This window comes from Klebsiella sp. JB_Kp031 (assembly GCF_040064295.1).
In the GTDB taxonomy this organism is placed as follows: Bacteria; Pseudomonadota; Gammaproteobacteria; order Enterobacterales; family Enterobacteriaceae; genus Klebsiella; species Klebsiella quasipneumoniae.
In genome coordinates, this window is record NZ_JBEAJW010000041.1 from 35049 (window position 1) to 49849 (window position 14801).

12 protein-coding genes and 1 tRNA gene are annotated in these 14801 nt (G+C 58.0%); 3 read left to right on the forward strand and 10 right to left on the reverse strand.

Features of this window, described 5'->3' with window-relative positions:
- Window positions 1-59: 59 nt before the first annotated feature.
- Window positions 60-3302 (reverse strand): transporter substrate-binding domain-containing protein, encoded by a 3243-nt coding sequence (locus ABLV64_RS21525; protein WP_348843159.1) that lies wholly within the window; start codon window positions 3300-3302, stop codon window positions 60-62.
- Between the two features lie 4 nt (window positions 3303-3306).
- Window positions 3307-3921: an acid-sensing system DNA-binding response regulator EvgA gene (gene evgA / locus ABLV64_RS21530; protein ID WP_004205283.1), complete on the reverse strand. Its 615-nt coding sequence runs from the start codon at window positions 3919-3921 to the stop codon at window positions 3307-3309.
- A gap of 300 nt (window positions 3922-4221) precedes the next feature.
- Here evgA and ABLV64_RS21535 point away from each other — a divergent pair, with 300 nt between their 5' ends.
- Window positions 4222-4587 (forward strand): HdeA/HdeB family chaperone, encoded by a 366-nt coding sequence (locus tag ABLV64_RS21535; RefSeq protein WP_075201815.1) that lies wholly within the window; start codon window positions 4222-4224, stop codon window positions 4585-4587.
- A 68-nt stretch (window positions 4588-4655) separates the two neighbouring features.
- Here ABLV64_RS21535 and ABLV64_RS21540 read toward each other — a convergent pair whose 3' ends face one another.
- Both ABLV64_RS21540 and ABLV64_RS21545 read right to left on the reverse strand, forming a co-directional pair.
- Window positions 4656-4928, reverse strand: coding sequence for a hypothetical protein (locus ABLV64_RS21540; RefSeq protein ID WP_004205279.1), 273 nt, complete (start codon window positions 4926-4928; stop codon window positions 4656-4658).
- 569 nt (window positions 4929-5497) lie between these two features.
- A tRNA-Ile gene (locus tag ABLV64_RS21545) sits at window positions 5498-5573 on the reverse strand.
- Window positions 5574-5697: 124 nt separating this feature from the next.
- Here ABLV64_RS21545 and mug point away from each other — a divergent pair.
- Entirely contained in the window at window positions 5698-6204 is a 507-nt protein-coding gene (gene mug / locus ABLV64_RS21550; RefSeq protein ID WP_004205266.1) for a G/U mismatch-specific DNA glycosylase, read from the forward strand.
- Between the two features lie 99 nt (window positions 6205-6303).
- On the opposite strand, the gene rpoD is transcribed toward mug, so the two are convergent.
- The 3 genes from rpoD to rpsU all read right to left on the reverse strand — a co-directional run bounded on the left by rpoD (window position 6304) and on the right by rpsU (window position 10437).
- A complete protein-coding gene (gene rpoD / locus ABLV64_RS21555; protein ID WP_004174339.1) occupies window positions 6304-8145 on the reverse strand; it encodes an RNA polymerase sigma factor RpoD in 1842 nt (613 codons plus the stop codon).
- Between the two features lie 219 nt (window positions 8146-8364).
- Window positions 8365-10110, reverse strand: coding sequence for a DNA primase (gene dnaG / locus ABLV64_RS21560; RefSeq protein WP_017899733.1), 1746 nt, complete (start codon window positions 10108-10110; stop codon window positions 8365-8367).
- A gap of 111 nt (window positions 10111-10221) precedes the next feature.
- The gene (gene rpsU, locus ABLV64_RS21565) at window positions 10222-10437 is read right to left on the reverse strand and encodes a 30S ribosomal protein S21 (protein ID WP_001144069.1); all 216 of its coding nucleotides are present in this window, start codon (window positions 10435-10437) and stop codon (window positions 10222-10224) included.
- A gap of 237 nt (window positions 10438-10674) precedes the next feature.
- Between rpsU and tsaD the strand changes: the two genes are divergently transcribed.
- Window positions 10675-11688 carry a tRNA (adenosine(37)-N6)-threonylcarbamoyltransferase complex transferase subunit TsaD gene (gene tsaD, locus ABLV64_RS21570; protein WP_002916879.1) on the forward strand — a complete coding sequence of 338 codons (1014 nt, stop codon included), beginning with the start codon at window positions 10675-10677 and terminating at the stop codon, window positions 11686-11688.
- 52 nt (window positions 11689-11740) lie between these two features.
- Here tsaD and ABLV64_RS21575 read toward each other — a convergent pair whose 3' ends face one another.
- The 3 genes from ABLV64_RS21575 to ABLV64_RS21585 form a co-directional block, all read right to left on the reverse strand.
- Window positions 11741-13348, reverse strand: coding sequence for a cytosine permease (locus ABLV64_RS21575; protein ID WP_049003153.1), 1608 nt, complete (start codon window positions 13346-13348; stop codon window positions 11741-11743).
- A 152-nt stretch (window positions 13349-13500) separates the two neighbouring features.
- On the reverse strand, window positions 13501-14118 hold the full coding sequence (gene ureG, locus ABLV64_RS21580) for an urease accessory protein UreG (protein ID WP_002916877.1): 618 nt from the start codon (window positions 14116-14118) through the stop codon (window positions 13501-13503).
- Window positions 14119-14126: 8 nt separating this feature from the next.
- Entirely contained in the window at window positions 14127-14801 is a 675-nt protein-coding gene (locus ABLV64_RS21585; RefSeq protein ID WP_017899735.1) for an urease accessory protein UreF, read from the reverse strand.

Sequence of the window (14801 nt, forward strand, 5' to 3'; positions counted from 1 at the left end):
AAGAGACTGACAAGGATGTCCCCTTAACGGTCGGGCAGCGGACTGCCCGACCGGAACGGCTAGCGGCCGATGAGGGCGTCGATTTCGCCATCGATCTCGCACAGGATGCCGGTGATGTGCTGTACCACCTCCAGACAGCTTGCCGGCGTCAGCGAATCAGGTCGCTTAGCCTCAAAAGGGGCGCACAGTTGTTGTAGCGCAGTAATCCCCAGGATTTGTGCTGAACCGTGCAGACGGTGCAGCGCCCGCAGAAAGGTCTGCGGTTCATGCCGGGCGATAGCCTGTCCGGCGGCCTGTAAATCTGTGGCCGACGCATCGCGGAACGTCTCCAGCATCTCAGCCATCAGCGCCTGGTCTCCCCCCGTATTTTCGGTCAGCACGCTGAGCTTCAGATGCCGGGCGGCGTTAGGTGATGCGTGGCCCACCGCTAAGCGGCTGAGCTCATGGCTCAGCGTCTGAACCGACACTGGCTTAAACAGACACATATTCATGCCGCTGGCCAGACATGCCTCCCGCGACTGCGGCAGCGCGCTGGCGGTCACTCCCCAAATCACCAGGCTCGGGTAGCGTCGGCGTAACGACGCCGCCAGCGCCAGGCCATCTTTCTTCGGCATATTGAGGTCCGTGATCAGCAGATCGTAATGTTTGCCGGCGAGCTTATTCTCCGCTTCTTCACCGTCGCAAGCTTCATCGACACTGTAGCCGATAGTGTTGAGCTGGCGTTTGAGCAACAGCCGGTTGGTGGGGTGGTCGTCCGCTATCAATATCGACAGCCCGGGCAGGGCCTGCGGCCTGACGGGCAATGCCTGTGGCGCGTGAATCGCGCAGCGACTCACCCTGACCGGCAGCGTGATGGTGAAAGTGGTCCCCACGCCCGGACGGCTGACCATCTCCAGCCGGCCCTGCATCAGCGTAACCAGCTCCTGGCAAATGACCAGCCCCAGCCCGGAGCCGGTCTGCTGGCGTCCCTGGCGCGCCTGGGCATAGCGATGAAAGAGGGTGGCCTGCTCTGCTTCACTGATCCCGCAGCCGCTGTCGCTAACGATGAGGGTCAGCTCTCCCTGTGTCTCATCCGCCTGCGCCAGCCGGCAGGAGATCTGAATCGCGCCCTCGGCGGTAAACTTCAGCGCATTGCCGATGAGATTATTGAGAATTTGCCGCAGCGCCTGAGGGTCGACCCACAGCGCGATCCCCTCCTGCAGAGGGAGATGGCTATGCAGCGCGATCCCCTTCTGCTGCGCCAGCGCGCCGAAGGTGTGGCACTGCTGCGACACCACCTGCGCCACATCGCTCCACTGTGGGGTGATCTGGTATTTTCCCGACTCAATCTTGTCGATATCGAGAATATTGCCGATAAGTCCTAGCAGGGTTTGCGCCGTCGACCCCGCCAGCTCGATCGCCTCTTTACGCTGACCGACGTTCAGCTCTGGTTTCGCCAGCAGTTCCAGAAAGCCGACGATGGCGCTCACCGGCGTGCGCAGCTCGTGGCTCATGCTGGCCAGAAAGCGACTCTTGGCTTTTGTCGCTTGAATCGCTTTGTCTTTTTCCCGCTCCAGCGCGCAGGAGAGGGCTTCCTTCTGCGCCAGCTCCTCTTCCAGCCGCTGCTGAGAGTCTTTGCGTTTGCGTACTTCCCGGCACAGGGAGAGTCCCCAGCCGAGGCTGATGGCGATCAGCACCAGCGCGAAGGCGATCAGCTGGTAAAACTGGCGGCTGTACTGGCTCCAGTTCTCTATTTGCTGGCTGGAGATTTTCGACCACTTCTCGGTCATCTGCAGAATGTCCCGCGGCGGAATGGCCTGCAGCGCTTTGTTGAGCACGGCGGCCAGCACCGGTTCATCGCGTGGGATCGCCAGCCGAATGGCGGCGACCGGGAGTCCATCGATGCGGGTGTAGTGAAGATCTTGCGGATAGTAGTGATCGATCATATAGCGGGCGGAAAGCTCCGAGGCCACGGCGGCATCCACCTCGCCTTCCTCCACCATCTTCATGGCGACACCAACGTTATCCGTCTCCACCCAGTTAACCTGCGGAAAGCGCGCTTTCAGGTCGTGGGCGGCGATCGGCCCCACCGGCAGGGCGATCCGTGACGGGCGCATCAGCAGATGCGGGTCGGGCGCGCTGCCGCGGGCGACCAGCACAAAGGCCACGTTAATGAGCGGCTCGCTGAGGGTGACGTAAGCCTGCGGCTGTGGGGTCAGGGTCGCGGCGGGCATGATCGCCCAGTCCTCTTTTTCCATGCGCTTTGCCAGATCCTGACGATTGCGCACCAGAATAGGGTCAAACTGCAGCCCGGTCTGTAGTGAGAAAATATTCAGCATATCGGCCATGATGCCGCGCAGCTCATCTTCGTCATCCACCAGGGTAAAAGGTGGAAAGTAGGGGTTAACCAGCAGGCGGATGTGACGATGCTTCCGCAGCCAGCGCTGCTCCTCAGCGGTAAAAGGCAACGGGGTATTAAGAAACGACAGATCGCCGCGGTTGAGCCAGTTTTGCATGATCCGCATCGCGGTATCGCTGTCGATGGCGTGGATAAAACGGTCAAGGAGCTGGTGCAGCGCCGGTCGATCTTCACGGGTGACAAAGCGGTTGTGCTGCTCCTGCTGACGAAAATAGTGCGTGATGACCAGCGATTGCGAGAAATATTTCGAGATGCAGTGGCCGGTGGTGATGTTGTTGCCGATGAAATACTGATTCTCGCCGCTGACCACCGAGGCGAGGGCCTGATAGTCGCTATCATAAAGGGTGATTTTGGCGTTGGGAAACGCCTGTTGAATAATATCGAAAAAGGCGCAATCGCGGGTGCAGGCTAGCTTGACGCGGCGGTCGGTGGTTAGCGGCGGCAGGGGGGATTTTAGCGAGGTGACCAGCGTCGGCCAGGTTTTGATCAGCGGTGCGGATTGAACCAGGCCCGGGGCGAGCGCATCCCGGTGCGCCACCTGAGTGAGCAGGGTATCGACCTGGCGGTCGGCCAGGGCGGCCAGCGCCTGCTGCTCGGTGTCATATTGGCGGATAACCACCTTTAGCCCGAGGCTGTGCGCCATCAGCGCCAGATAGTCGGCGTTAATCCCCTGATAGCTTTCTTCGTCGCTGTCGTAGACGATGGGCGTCATCTCAGGGAGCCAGGTGCCGACGATCAGCGTTGGCTGGGCGGCCAGCCAGGCCTTTGCCTTATCGTTGAGCGGAATATCGATCGCCGCAATGTGGGCATGGCTTTTCAGCTCCAGCTGCTTCATGGCAAACGCGGTGGGAGCGAGACTCAGCGCCAGCCCGACAATCAGGGATAAAATAAGACGAACGACCATGCCATCACCCTATTTTATTGCGTTGCGCAAAGTCATAAAGCTCAAGCAGGGAGCTGCAGCCTAATTTATCCATCAGACGGACCTTATAGGTGCTTACCGTCTTATTGCTGATATTCATTTTGCTGCCGATGGTGGTGTAGTCGATGCCGCTGAGAATATAGCGGAAGACCTTCATCTCCTGCGTTGACAGCGTATCCAGTCGGTCCTGATCGGTGATGCCGTGGGTGCAGAAGCGCTCCAGTGAAAAAGGGAAATAGCTGTAGCCATTATTGGCCGCGTCGATCGCGGCGAGGATATTATTCATTCCCTCTTTTTTACTCACAAAACCATTGGCCCCGCAGTCGGCGCTACGTTTGCCGTAAAACAGTTCATTCTTGGCGGAAATGACGATGATTTTTCCCCGGTAGCGGCGTTTTCGCAGCTGCTCCAGAACGTCTATGCCGCTGAGTTCCGGAATATCAACGTCGACGATCAGCAGGTCAGGCTGCATGGTTTCGGCGGTCTGTACCGCATGGGCGCCGCTGTCGAGTTCCGCTGCGACGGTAATGCCGTTGCTGTCGAGAAGGTTGCGAATGGCGATACGTGCCAATGGATGATCGTCAATGATTATCGCATTCATGGGGGCGTAAATCCTGATATGAAAAAAGAGGGCGATGCCTGATGCAGGTGCGGCGGGGGTTATTTTTATCGGTGCCGTAATAAGGCGCAATTGTAACACAAATCGTTTTCGGCCGGGAAAATATTGTGGATGTGTGCCTGCCGAATATATTTGCATATCGGGATGACAGCTGTAGGAAAAGGCGTTCGCTTGCTTCAGCGCTGTCTGCTGTTAAAAAAAATGCAAACGATTAATCTGCGCTTTTTAAGGTGAGGTGCCGGGAATATCGTCCGGTGACAGCTGGCAGGTAAAATAATAACAATGGTAAAAGCAAAGCGCCCCCTCTGGCGAAAATGTGCTTGGAAACGTCTGATGGCAGGAATAATCGTCCTGGCAATAAGTAACGCCGCGGTGGGAAAGGACGTGACGACCACTGAGGCGCGGACGCGCGATATGATGCGCTGTCAGGATTATCTGCAGCTGGATCCGCGCACCTGGACGCCGATGGTGATCTGGCTGATGAACGATCCTTTTTCCCTGCAGCCGCCGGAGTGGACCGACTTCCATGAAGCCGAGCTGGTGCTGACGCCGATCCTCACCGAAATCTGCCGTCAGGAGCCAGATGCCTGGCTGACTTCGCTGCGGGAACGGCTCAATTCTTATCAGCAGGTGCGGTCGCTGAACTAAGCGACCGCGGTAAAGCGGCAGAAAAAGTGACTAAACGTGCAGTTAGCGGCCAATTTCTGCGCCGAAGATCAGCAGCGGCCCGCTTTTTTCGACAGGGCGTCGCAGGTTTTGCTCGCTGGCGTCGGGTTGGCGCCGGCACAGATGGCATCCGAGACGGTGCTACTGCCGCCCAGCGGGATCAGTCCATACAGTTTCGGCTCGGCGGCTTTAGTCACATAGCAGCGATGGCGGGTGTTGCCGATGGTCGCCACAAAGTTGGTTTTCACATCCTGCTGCTTCGCATCGGAAATGGTCACCTGCGAAACATCGACATTAAAGGCAAAAGCGGCGGCTTCTTTCATTTCGCTTTCCGTCGCCATCGGTGGTTTAGCTACGCAACCCGTTAATAACAGTGCCAGACAGGTACTGACTGATATATCCCGTATTTTCATATTTTCATCCTTTTGTGTGAGTCAGCGGGTTGTATATATGAGCGACGGGAGGGGGGCGTTGATTTTGATCAGCTGGTACAGGGAAGGGGTATTTTTCGGAAATTGGCCTGAATTGTTAAAGTTATCGTGAGCAGTATGAATTCCAGCGTTGCGGGAATGAAAGGTGTTTTATGCCGACCTTGCGTAGTAAGACAGAGTAAACAGGAACGCGGCAATGATGGACTGGCTTCGGGAGGTGGACAACGCAGATGGCCTGCGCAAACTTTTGCCAGGATAGAGCACTGTCTATTTTAGCGTAAGCGTAAATTTTCCTTTTCGCGATAACGGATTTTTTTATCCTCTTAGCGGAATGGCAAGAAAATGCTGACCACGCGCATTGCTCAACGGCTTATGTTGCCATTTTATCGCTGTTCTAAAATTTAGAAACAAAAAAGCCACTCTTTCGAGTGGCCTAACTGTATGTATTTACTGCTAAAATTTGGTGGCCCCTGTTGGGTTTGAACCAACGACCAAGCGATTATGAGTCGCCTGCTCTAACCACTGAGCTAAGGGGCCGTGGCGAGGGATTATAAAGTAACTGACGGTTGCAATCCAGCGTAAAGCGCGCAGCTGCTGTTTTTATAAACAATGCATTTTCAATCCTTTATAATCATGTTTTAGCCATACAGCCGGAGAAAACATGATTAGCGATATCCTTGCGCCGGGCCTGCGCGTCGTCTTTTGCGGTATCAACCCGGGGAAGTCTTCCGCCCATACCGGCTTTCATTTTGCCCATCCTGGCAACCGCTTCTGGAAGGTCATCCATCAGGCCGGCTTTACCGATCGGCAGCTCAGGCCGGAAGAGGAGCTGCAGCTGCTGGATACGCGCTGCGGCATCACCATGCTGGTTGAGCGTCCGACGGTGCAGGCCAGCGAGGTCGCCCTGCAGGAGCTGCGCAGCGGCGGCCGTGAGCTGGTGAAGAAGATTGAGGAGTATCAGCCGCAGGCCCTGGCGGTGCTCGGCAAGCAGGCCTTCGAGCTGGCCTTTAACCAGCGCGGGGCGAAGTGGGGGAAACAGGCGATGACCATTGGCACGACCCAGGTGTGGGTGCTGCCCAATCCCAGCGGTTTAAACCGGGCGACGCTCGATAAGCTGGTGGCGGCCTATCGTGAACTGGATGATGCCCTGGCGACCCGCGGTCAGTAGCGGAGAGCGGCGGCTTTCCCCGAGCGGCCAGCGAAACGCCATAAAAAAAGCTCCCCGCAGGGAGCTTTTTAACCGGCTTTGGACGCTGTTCCGCGACGATTAATCGTCGAGGAAGCTACGCAGCACTTCAGAACGGCTCGGGTGGCGCAGTTTACGCAGCGCCTTCGCTTCGATCTGACGGATACGTTCACGAGTAACGTCGAACTGTTTACCCACTTCTTCCAGCGTGTGGTCGGTGTTCATGTCGATACCGAAACGCATACGCAGGACTTTCGCTTCACGAGCGGTAAGGCCGGCCAGCACGTCGTGCGTTGCCGCACGCAGGCTCTCGGTGGTCGCGGAATCCAGCGGCAGCTCGAGGGTGGTATCCTCGATGAAATCCCCCAGATGCGAATCTTCATCGTCGCCGATCGGCGTTTCCATGGAGATAGGCTCTTTGGCGATCTTCAGCACTTTACGGATTTTGTCTTCCGGCATCAGCATGCGCTCAGCCAGCTCTTCCGGGGTCGGTTCACGGCCCATCTCCTGCAGCATCTGACGGGAGATACGGTTGAGCTTGTTGATGGTCTCAATCATATGCACCGGAATACGGATGGTGCGCGCCTGATCCGCGATGGAGCGGGTGATCGCCTGACGGATCCACCAGGTAGCGTAGGTCGAGAACTTGTAGCCGCGACGGTATTCGAACTTATCCACCGCTTTCATCAGACCGATGTTGCCTTCCTGAATCAGGTCGAGGAACTGCAGACCGCGGTTGGTGTATTTCTTGGCGATCGAGATAACCAGACGCAGGTTCGCTTCCACCATCTCTTTCTTCGCACGGCGGGCTTTCGCTTCACCGATGGACATGCGACGGTTGATATCCTTCACTTGCTCGATGGTCAGGCCGGTCTCTTCTTCGATCTGCTGCAGCTTCTGCAGGCCGCGCTGCACGTCTTCTTTCACTTCCAGCAGCTTCTCGGACCACGGCTTGTTCATCGCCACCGCGGCGTTGAACCAGGTTTCGCTGGTTTCGTTGCCGGTGAACAGGGTGATGAAGTTTTTCTTCGGCATTTTGCACTGCTCAACGCACAGCTTCATGATGATACGTTCCTGAGTACGAACGCGATCCATCATGCTACGCATGCTGTTGACCAGGTAATCGAACTGCTTCGGCACCAGGCGGAACTGCTTGAAGACTTCAGACAGCTTCAGGATCTCTTCCTGGGCGGCGGCATGGCTACGACCTTTGGCTTTGATAGTGTCGCGCGTCAGCTCGTACTGGGTACGCAGCTCGGCGAACTTCTCACGGGCCAGCTCAGGGTCGATGCTGTTGTCGTCATCGCTGTTGTCGTCGGCGTCTTCATCTTCGTCTTCGTCTTCGTCGTCATCCATCTCTTCCTGAGACAGCTCGGAGCCAACGTGGGTGGCGGTCGGCGCCATATCTTCTTCGGCGTTCGGATCGACGAAACCGGTGATCAGATCGGACAGACGGGCTTCTTCCGCTTCCACGCGGTCGTACTGCTCAAGCAGGTAGGTGATCGCTTCCGGGTATTCGGCAACGGAGCACTGCACCTGGTTGATGCCGTCTTCAATGCGTTTGGCGATGTCGATTTCGCCTTCACGGGTCAGCAGCTCTACGGTACCCATTTCACGCATGTACATGCGCACCGGGTCGGTCGTACGCCCGATTTCGGATTCCACGCTGGAGAGCACCTGCGCGGCGGCTTCGGCAGCATCTTCATCCGCGGTGTTTTCGGCAAGCATCAGATCATCGGCATCCGGTGCTTCTTCCATCACCTGAATGCCCATGTCGTTGATCATTTGGATGATGTCTTCGATCTGATCGGAATCGACGATATCTTCCGGCAGATGGTCATTGACCTCGGCATAGGTCAGATAGCCTTGCTCCTTACCACGTTGGACAAGAAGCTTCAGCTGTGACTGCGGGTTTTGCTCCATAAGACGGTATCCACACTTAATTCGTTTGATTGGTGTCGGCAGGCGGGCTGTCGACATTTAAAGCGAGGGCGTACTTATATTATTGCCGCTGCGCCTCTGCGCGGCTGTCGGGGGCTTCCCGATCGATACTCGGCACTTAAGCCGTTAAATACGGTGTCCTTCACGTCGCTCTGCGTTCTGCTGCTGCATCAATGCAACGTGAATGACTGAGTCTGTCATTTATTTCTTCGCCAGCTCCTGGCTGATGGTCCAGAGCTCCCGGCGTTCCTCACTGCTTAAACCGTGTGTGCGATCGCGAGCAATCAACTCTTCCTGTCGCAGTTCCAGCAGTGAATCAAACATATGGTTGAGCGAGTCGGTGAAGGTTTGTTCAGCGATATCTTTATCTGCTATATCGTCCCACATCGACAGTTTTTCAAGGGTTGCGGCCTCTTTTGTGCCGCGATATTGCTCTAAAAGTTGCCCGGTTGTCAGACCAGGCTGCGCCAGACAGCTCTTCACCAGCTCGCCGAACAGGCTCAGCCCCGGCATTTTGCGCGAGTCCAGCCCCTCCAGCGGTGGGACTAACGGCGCCAGATCCGGGTTTTGCACCAGCAGTCCTATCAGTATACGCATGGTCGTGCGTTTTAGCTGTGGTGCGGGGCGCGGGGCGCCATTTTCCGCCTGTTTTGGCATTAAACGTTCAAGCTGGGCGTCATCTAAAATGCCCAGCTTGTTGCCCAGCTCCTGACGCAAATAGATGCGCAGGGTTTCGCCCGGCACCTGGGTTATCAGCGGCAGCGCCAGCGTGCTCAGCTGCGCGCGCCCGTCCGGTGTGCTGAGGTCGACCTGCGGCAGCAGGCTGTTAAACAAGAACGTGGAGAGCGGCTGAGCCTGCTCCATCCGCGCCTCGAACGCCGCTTTGCCCTCTTTACGCACCAGCGTATCCGGGTCTTCGCCGTCAGGCAGAAACATAAAACGCAGCTGGCGACCATCGGTCATGTACGGCAGCGCCGTCTCCAGCGCGCGCCAGGCGGCATCGCGGCCGGCCCGGTCGCCGTCGTAGCAGCAGATGACGTTATTGGTCACCCGGAACAGCAGCTGGATATGATCGGCCGTGGTCGAGGTACCCAGCGAGGCGACAGCATAATTGATGTCGTACTGCGCCAGCGCCACGACGTCCATATAGCCTTCGACAACCAGCAAACGCGGTGGTTCGGGGTTGTCCTGCTGCGCTTCATACAGGCCATATAGCTGACGGCCTTTATGGAATATGTCGGTTTCCGGGGAGTTGAGATACTTCGGCAGGGCATCGCCCAGCACCCGTCCGCCAAACCCAATCACCCGGCCTCGCTTATCGCGGATGGGGAACATCACCCGTTCGCGGAAGCGGTCGTAACTGCGTCCCTGATCGTTGGTGACCAGCATGCCGGCATCAATAAGCGACTGGCGGTTTTCCTGATTGCCGCCAAAACGTTTTAAAACGTTATCCCAACCTGGGGGAGCATAGCCGATGGCAAAGCGCGTAATCACCTCGCTGCTTAACCCCCGTTTTGCCAGGTACTGGCGCGCAGGGTCGGCGGCGGGCTGCATCAGAGACTGTTGATAAAACGTATTCAGACCATCCAGTAACTGGTAGAGGTTCTGCCGTTGATGGCGCTCTATCTGGCTGGGTCCGTTGCCTGCTTCATAAGGCACTTCGAGGTTGTGCATGGCGGCCAGCTCTTCGACCGTTTCCACGAACTCGAGCTTGTCGTAGTTCATCAGGAAATCGATAGCATTGCCGTGCGCCCCGCAGCCGAAGCAGTGGTAAAACTGTTTTTCACCGTTGACGGTGAAAGAGGGGGTTTTTTCGTTATGGAACGGACAGCACGCGTGAAAATTTTTGCCCTGCTTTTTCAGCTTTACCCGCGCATCGATCAGATCGACGATGTCGGTTCTGGCAAGCAGATCGCTAATAAATACACGTGGAATTCGTCCAGCCATAAGCCCCGTTATTTCTGATGACTATAAACGAAAATAAGCCGCGCATTCCTTTCGGAAGCACGGCCTTACAACTACAACTCGGTCTGAATTGAGAGCGTCGCTCTCAACAGATTAGTACAGACGAGTACGGCGTGCGTTTTCGCGAGCCAGTTTCTTCGCGTGACGTTTCACTGCAGAAGCTTTAGCGCGCTTACGTTCGGTAGTCGGTTTTTCATAGAACTCACGACGACGAACTTCCGCCAGAACACCTGCTTTTTCGCAGGAACGCTTGAAGCGACGCAGAGCTACGTCGAACGGCTCGTTTTCACGTACTTTAATTACCGGCATGTGCCTCTCACCTTTGATTAATTCGGTTTGCCGCTGGCCGCAATGCCAGCTTATTTCAAAATGGTGCGGAATTTTACTGCAACTACTGCTGCTTTGTAAAGCACCTGCGCCTTTTTTGAAAGGGACTTTTATAAGGGTGGGGAGTATACACGAAGAGAACACCAGGGGTGAGCAAAGTTTTACATCGCCGGTCATTGGACCTACACTGCGCGGTATTGAAGCGAGGTAAAACAACTCATGCGTGTACTGGGCATTGAAACATCCTGCGATGAAACCGGCATCGCGATTTATGACGACCAGCAAGGTCTGTTAGCCAACCAATTGTATAGTCAGGTGAAACTGCATGCGGACTACGGCGGCGTGGTGCCGGAGCTGGCATCGCGCGACCACGTGCGCAAAACGGTGCCGCTGATCCAGGCGGCGCTGAAAGAGGCCGGCCTGACGGCGAAAGATATCGACGCCGTCGCCTATACGGCGGGTCCTGGCCTGGTCGGCGCGCTGCTGGTCGGGGCGACCGTTGGCCGGTCGCTGGCCTTCGCCTGGAACGTGCCGGCGATCCCGGTACACCATATGGAAGGGCACCTGCTGGCGCCGATGCTGGAAGATAACCCGCCGGCGTTCCCGTTCGTCGCGCTGCTGGTTTCCGGCGGCCATACGCAGCTGATCAGCGTCACCGGTATCGGCCAGTACGAACTGCTGGGCGAGTCGATTGACGATGCGGCGGGCGAAGCCTTTGATAAAACCGCGAAACTGCTGGGGCTGGATTATCCCGGCGGGCCGATGCTGTCGAAAATGGCGTCCCAGGGTACTGAAGGCCGCTTCGTCTTCCCGCGTCCGATGACCGACCGTCCGGGGCTGGACTTCAGCTTCTCCGGACTGAAGACCTTCGCCGCCAACACCATTCGCAGCAACGGCGACGATGAACAAACCCGCGCCGACATCGCCCGCGCGTTTGAGGATGCGGTTGTCGATACGCTGATGATTAAATGTCGCCGCGCGCTGGAGCAAACCGGCTTTAAGCGTCTGGTGATGGCGGGAGGCGTGAGCGCCAACCGCACCCTGCGGGCGAAGCTGGCGGAGATGATGCAAAAACGCGGCGGTGAGGTATTCTACGCCCGCCCTGAGTTCTGTACCGATAACGGCGCGATGATCGCCTACGCCGGCATGGTGCGTCTGCAAACCGGCGCCAAAGCTGAGCTCGGCGTGACGGTCCGCCCGCGCTGGCCGCTGGCCGAACTACCTGCCGCCTAACGCAACCTGAAACAGGCCGACGTCACGTCGGCCTGCCTACCTGCCTACCTGACTACTCCATACTTTTACACAGTGAGCAGATGGCACCCTGATGCTTATGTGAATGCATCACGTCCGGGCGCTCGTACTCTTCCTCACAGCTAACGCATTGATACACGGTGGTCGAGGCGTTCCCCGCCGCGTCATAGCGCGGTTCGGCGATCCCGTCATCCACCTGCTTAATATAGTAGCGCCCGCGGGTGAGGATCCCCATCAGCGGGGTCATGAAAAAGGCGACGACCAGCGCGATCAGCGGTGAGAACGGCGCCAACGTCGTCCCCAGCAGGCCGAAGAAAGCGCAGATCGACAGCCCGGCGGCCAGGCCAAAGGAAACCACGCCCACCGGGTTAACGTTGTAGATCATGCCGCGACGATATTCCGGCTGCGCCGGGGCCAGCTTGAGCAAGCCTTTATTAAAGGTGATGTCGGTCGCCACCACCACGACCCAGGCGATAGCGAAGTTGGAGTAAAAGCCGAGGATCCACGACAGGGCGCTGAACATATCGCCTTCCATCAGCGCCAGGGCAATCGCCAGATTGACCACCACAAAAATAATCCGCCCCGGATAGCGTTTGGTGGTGCGGGTCCAGGCGCTGGTCCACGCCAACGAGCCGGAGTAGGCATTGGTGACGTTAATTTTGATCTGCGAGATCACCACCAGCACCACCGCCAGCGTCAGGGCCAGCCAGCCGGGCACCAGATTATCGAAGACGCTGACGAACTGCTGCACCGGTTCGGTATTGTGCACCGCCGGAAAACGGGTCAACAGATAGAAGCCGAGGAAGGCGCCGATGATCTGTTTGATCGCGCCTAGCACCACCCAGCCCGGACCGGCGGAAAAGACCGCCAGCCACCAGCTTTTACGGTTCTCCGCGGTTTTAGGCGGCATAAAGCGCAGGTAATCAATTTGCTCGCCAATTTGCATGATCAGCGACAGGCATACCCCGGCGCCGAGCATGATGGCGGTGATATCCACCGTCGACGCGCTGTTTTTACCAGCGAAATGCAGGAAGCCGTCCACCAGCTGCGGATCTTTGACAATCAGCCACACCACCGGCACCACCATCAGCACCAGCCACAGTGGAGTGGTCCATACCTGCAGGCGGGTCAGGGCTTTCATGCCATAGACCACCAGCGGGAGCACCATCAGGGTGGCGATCAGATACCCCATCCACAGCGGTATCCCGAGGCCCACCAGCAGCCCCTGGGCCATGATCGAGCCTTCGAGGGCGAAGAAGATAAAGGTGAAGCCGGCAAAAATAATGCTGGTGATCACTGAGCCGAAATAGCCGAAGCCGGCGCTGCGGGTGATCAGGTCAAGGTCAATGTTGTAGCGCGCGGCGGTGATCGCCAGCGGAATGCCGGTGAGGAAGATCACCAGCGCCGCCACCAGGATCGAATAGATGGCGTTGCTGGTGCCCCAGGCCATACCGATGCTGGCGCCGATGGAAAAGTCCGCCAGATAGGCGATGCCGCCCAGCGCCGTGACCGCGACGACGCCCGGTCCCCAGCGGCGGAAGCTCAGCGGGGCGTAACGTAAGGTGTAATCTTCTAAGGTTTCCCGGGAGCCGGAAGTCCGCGCTGTCGCGGGTAATTCAGGGTTGAGATCCAGTGATGACATAGTCATTCCTTAATGGTTAGGCATGACTTGAATTAGCAAACCTTATGCCATATTGCAGGGCAGGCGTGGCGGGGAGGGGAGCGCAGGGTGATAGAAGAGAGAGCAGGGGTTGCACCATCCGGACGCGTCTGCGCCCGGCTGGTGCAACAGGCCTATTTGCCGAGCATGCCTTTGTCTTCGAGGAAGGCGATAATGGTGCTCAGGCCGTCTCCCTGCTTCAGATTGGTGAAGGTCCACGGGCGATCGCCGCGCATACGCTGGGTATCGCTGGCCATCACCTCCAGCGAAGCGCCGACATAGGGGGCAAGGTCGGTTTTATTGATCACCAGAAAATCGGATTTGGTGATCCCCGGCCCGCCTTTGCGCGGGATCTTCTCCCCTTCGGCCACGTCAATGACGTAGATGGTCAGATCCGCCAGCTCCGGGCTGAAGGTGGCGCTCAGGTTATCGCCGCCGCTTTCCACGAAGATAAGGTCGAGGTTACCGAACTTTTCACTCAGCGCTTCCACGGCGGCGAGGTTCATCGAGGCATCTTCGCGGATCGCTGTGTGCGGGCAGCCGCCGGTTTCTACACCGACAATGCGTTCAGGGGCCAGCGCGCCCGCTTCGGTGAGGATGCGCTGATCTTCTTTGGTATAGATGTCGTTAGTGACCACCGCCAGCTGCCAGGTATCGCGCATCGCTTTGCACAGCGCTTCCAGCAGGGCGGTTTTACCAGAGCCGACCGGGCCGCCGACGCCGACGCGCAGCGGGTGTTTATAAGAATTCATGGCTTCTCCTAGGAACGGAATAATCGGGAGTATTGGGTTTCATGCCGGGCAGAGGCGATGGCGGCGAGCGGCGTGGCCGATCCGATATCGCCGTCCGGCGCGGCCAGTGCGCGGGGCATCGCCGCCGCGTAGTGGTCGCAAAGACGTAAAATGAGCTGCTGGGCGGCCTGCTGGCCGAAGGGCACCAGCTTGACGCCGGCCATTACGGCGCTCTCAATCCAGCTGTAGCCCAGGCTTAAGGCCATCTCGGGCAGCGCGATGCGCCAGCGCACGCCGAGCCAGGCCATCCCGGCGAGCTGGCTTTGCTGGCACAGCGTGCGCCACGGCGGCGGGCAGTCCGGCTGCCAGTCGCTCAGCAGGCGGGCAAACGCCGCGCCGCGGTTGCGCTCTTCCTCCCGCAGTTCACGGGTCTCCCGGCAGGCCAGCAGATAAGCCGTCCAGCGCCGGGCCGCGGCGATATCGCCTTGTTCGCAGGCGCGGTACAGGCGGGCGAACAGCGGCAGGTCAACGGTAAAAAAGCCTTCCGTCATCTGCCGTCGCTGCCAGCGCTCGAAGGCCGCGACGTCCGGCACCCAGCCGGCTTCCACAGCCCACTCCAGCCCCTGGGACCAGCTGTAACCTCCTACCGGCAGGTTGCTGCTGGCCAGCTGCATCAGCCGCAGGCGTTGTTCCGCTGTCGACAT

What these genes read in the sequence shown, in the direction of transcription:
- ABLV64_RS21525 (WP_348843159.1), bottom strand. Translation starts at nt 3,302, where the DNA reads ATGGTCGTTCGTCTTATTTTATCCCTGATTGTCGGGCTGGCGCTGAGT.
- ABLV64_RS21540 (WP_004205279.1), bottom strand. Translation starts at nt 4,928, where the DNA reads ATGAAAGAAGCCGCCGCTTTTGCCTTTAATGTCGATGTTTCGCAGGTG.
- mug (WP_004205266.1), top strand. Translation starts at nt 5,698, where the DNA reads ATGATTAGCGATATCCTTGCGCCGGGCCTGCGCGTCGTCTTTTGCGGT.
- ABLV64_RS21575 (WP_049003153.1), bottom strand. Translation starts at nt 13,348, where the DNA reads ATGTCATCACTGGATCTCAACCCTGAATTACCCGCGACAGCGCGGACT.
- ureG (WP_002916877.1), bottom strand. Translation starts at nt 14,118, where the DNA reads ATGAATTCTTATAAACACCCGCTGCGCGTCGGCGTCGGCGGCCCGGTC.
- evgA (WP_004205283.1), bottom strand. Translation starts at nt 3,921, where the DNA reads ATGAATGCGATAATCATTGACGATCATCCATTGGCACGTATCGCCATT.
- dnaG (WP_017899733.1), bottom strand. Translation starts at nt 10,110, where the DNA reads ATGGCTGGACGAATTCCACGTGTATTTATTAGCGATCTGCTTGCCAGA.
- ABLV64_RS21535 (WP_075201815.1), top strand. Translation starts at nt 4,222, where the DNA reads ATGGTAAAAGCAAAGCGCCCCCTCTGGCGAAAATGTGCTTGGAAACGT.
- rpoD (WP_004174339.1), bottom strand. Translation starts at nt 8,145, where the DNA reads ATGGAGCAAAACCCGCAGTCACAGCTGAAGCTTCTTGTCCAACGTGGT.
- tsaD (WP_002916879.1), top strand. Translation starts at nt 10,675, where the DNA reads ATGCGTGTACTGGGCATTGAAACATCCTGCGATGAAACCGGCATCGCG.
- rpsU (WP_001144069.1), bottom strand. Translation starts at nt 10,437, where the DNA reads ATGCCGGTAATTAAAGTACGTGAAAACGAGCCGTTCGACGTAGCTCTG.
- ABLV64_RS21585 (WP_017899735.1), bottom strand. Translation starts at nt 14,801, where the DNA reads ATGTCGACAGCGGAACAACGCCTGCGGCTGATGCAGCTGGCCAGCAGC.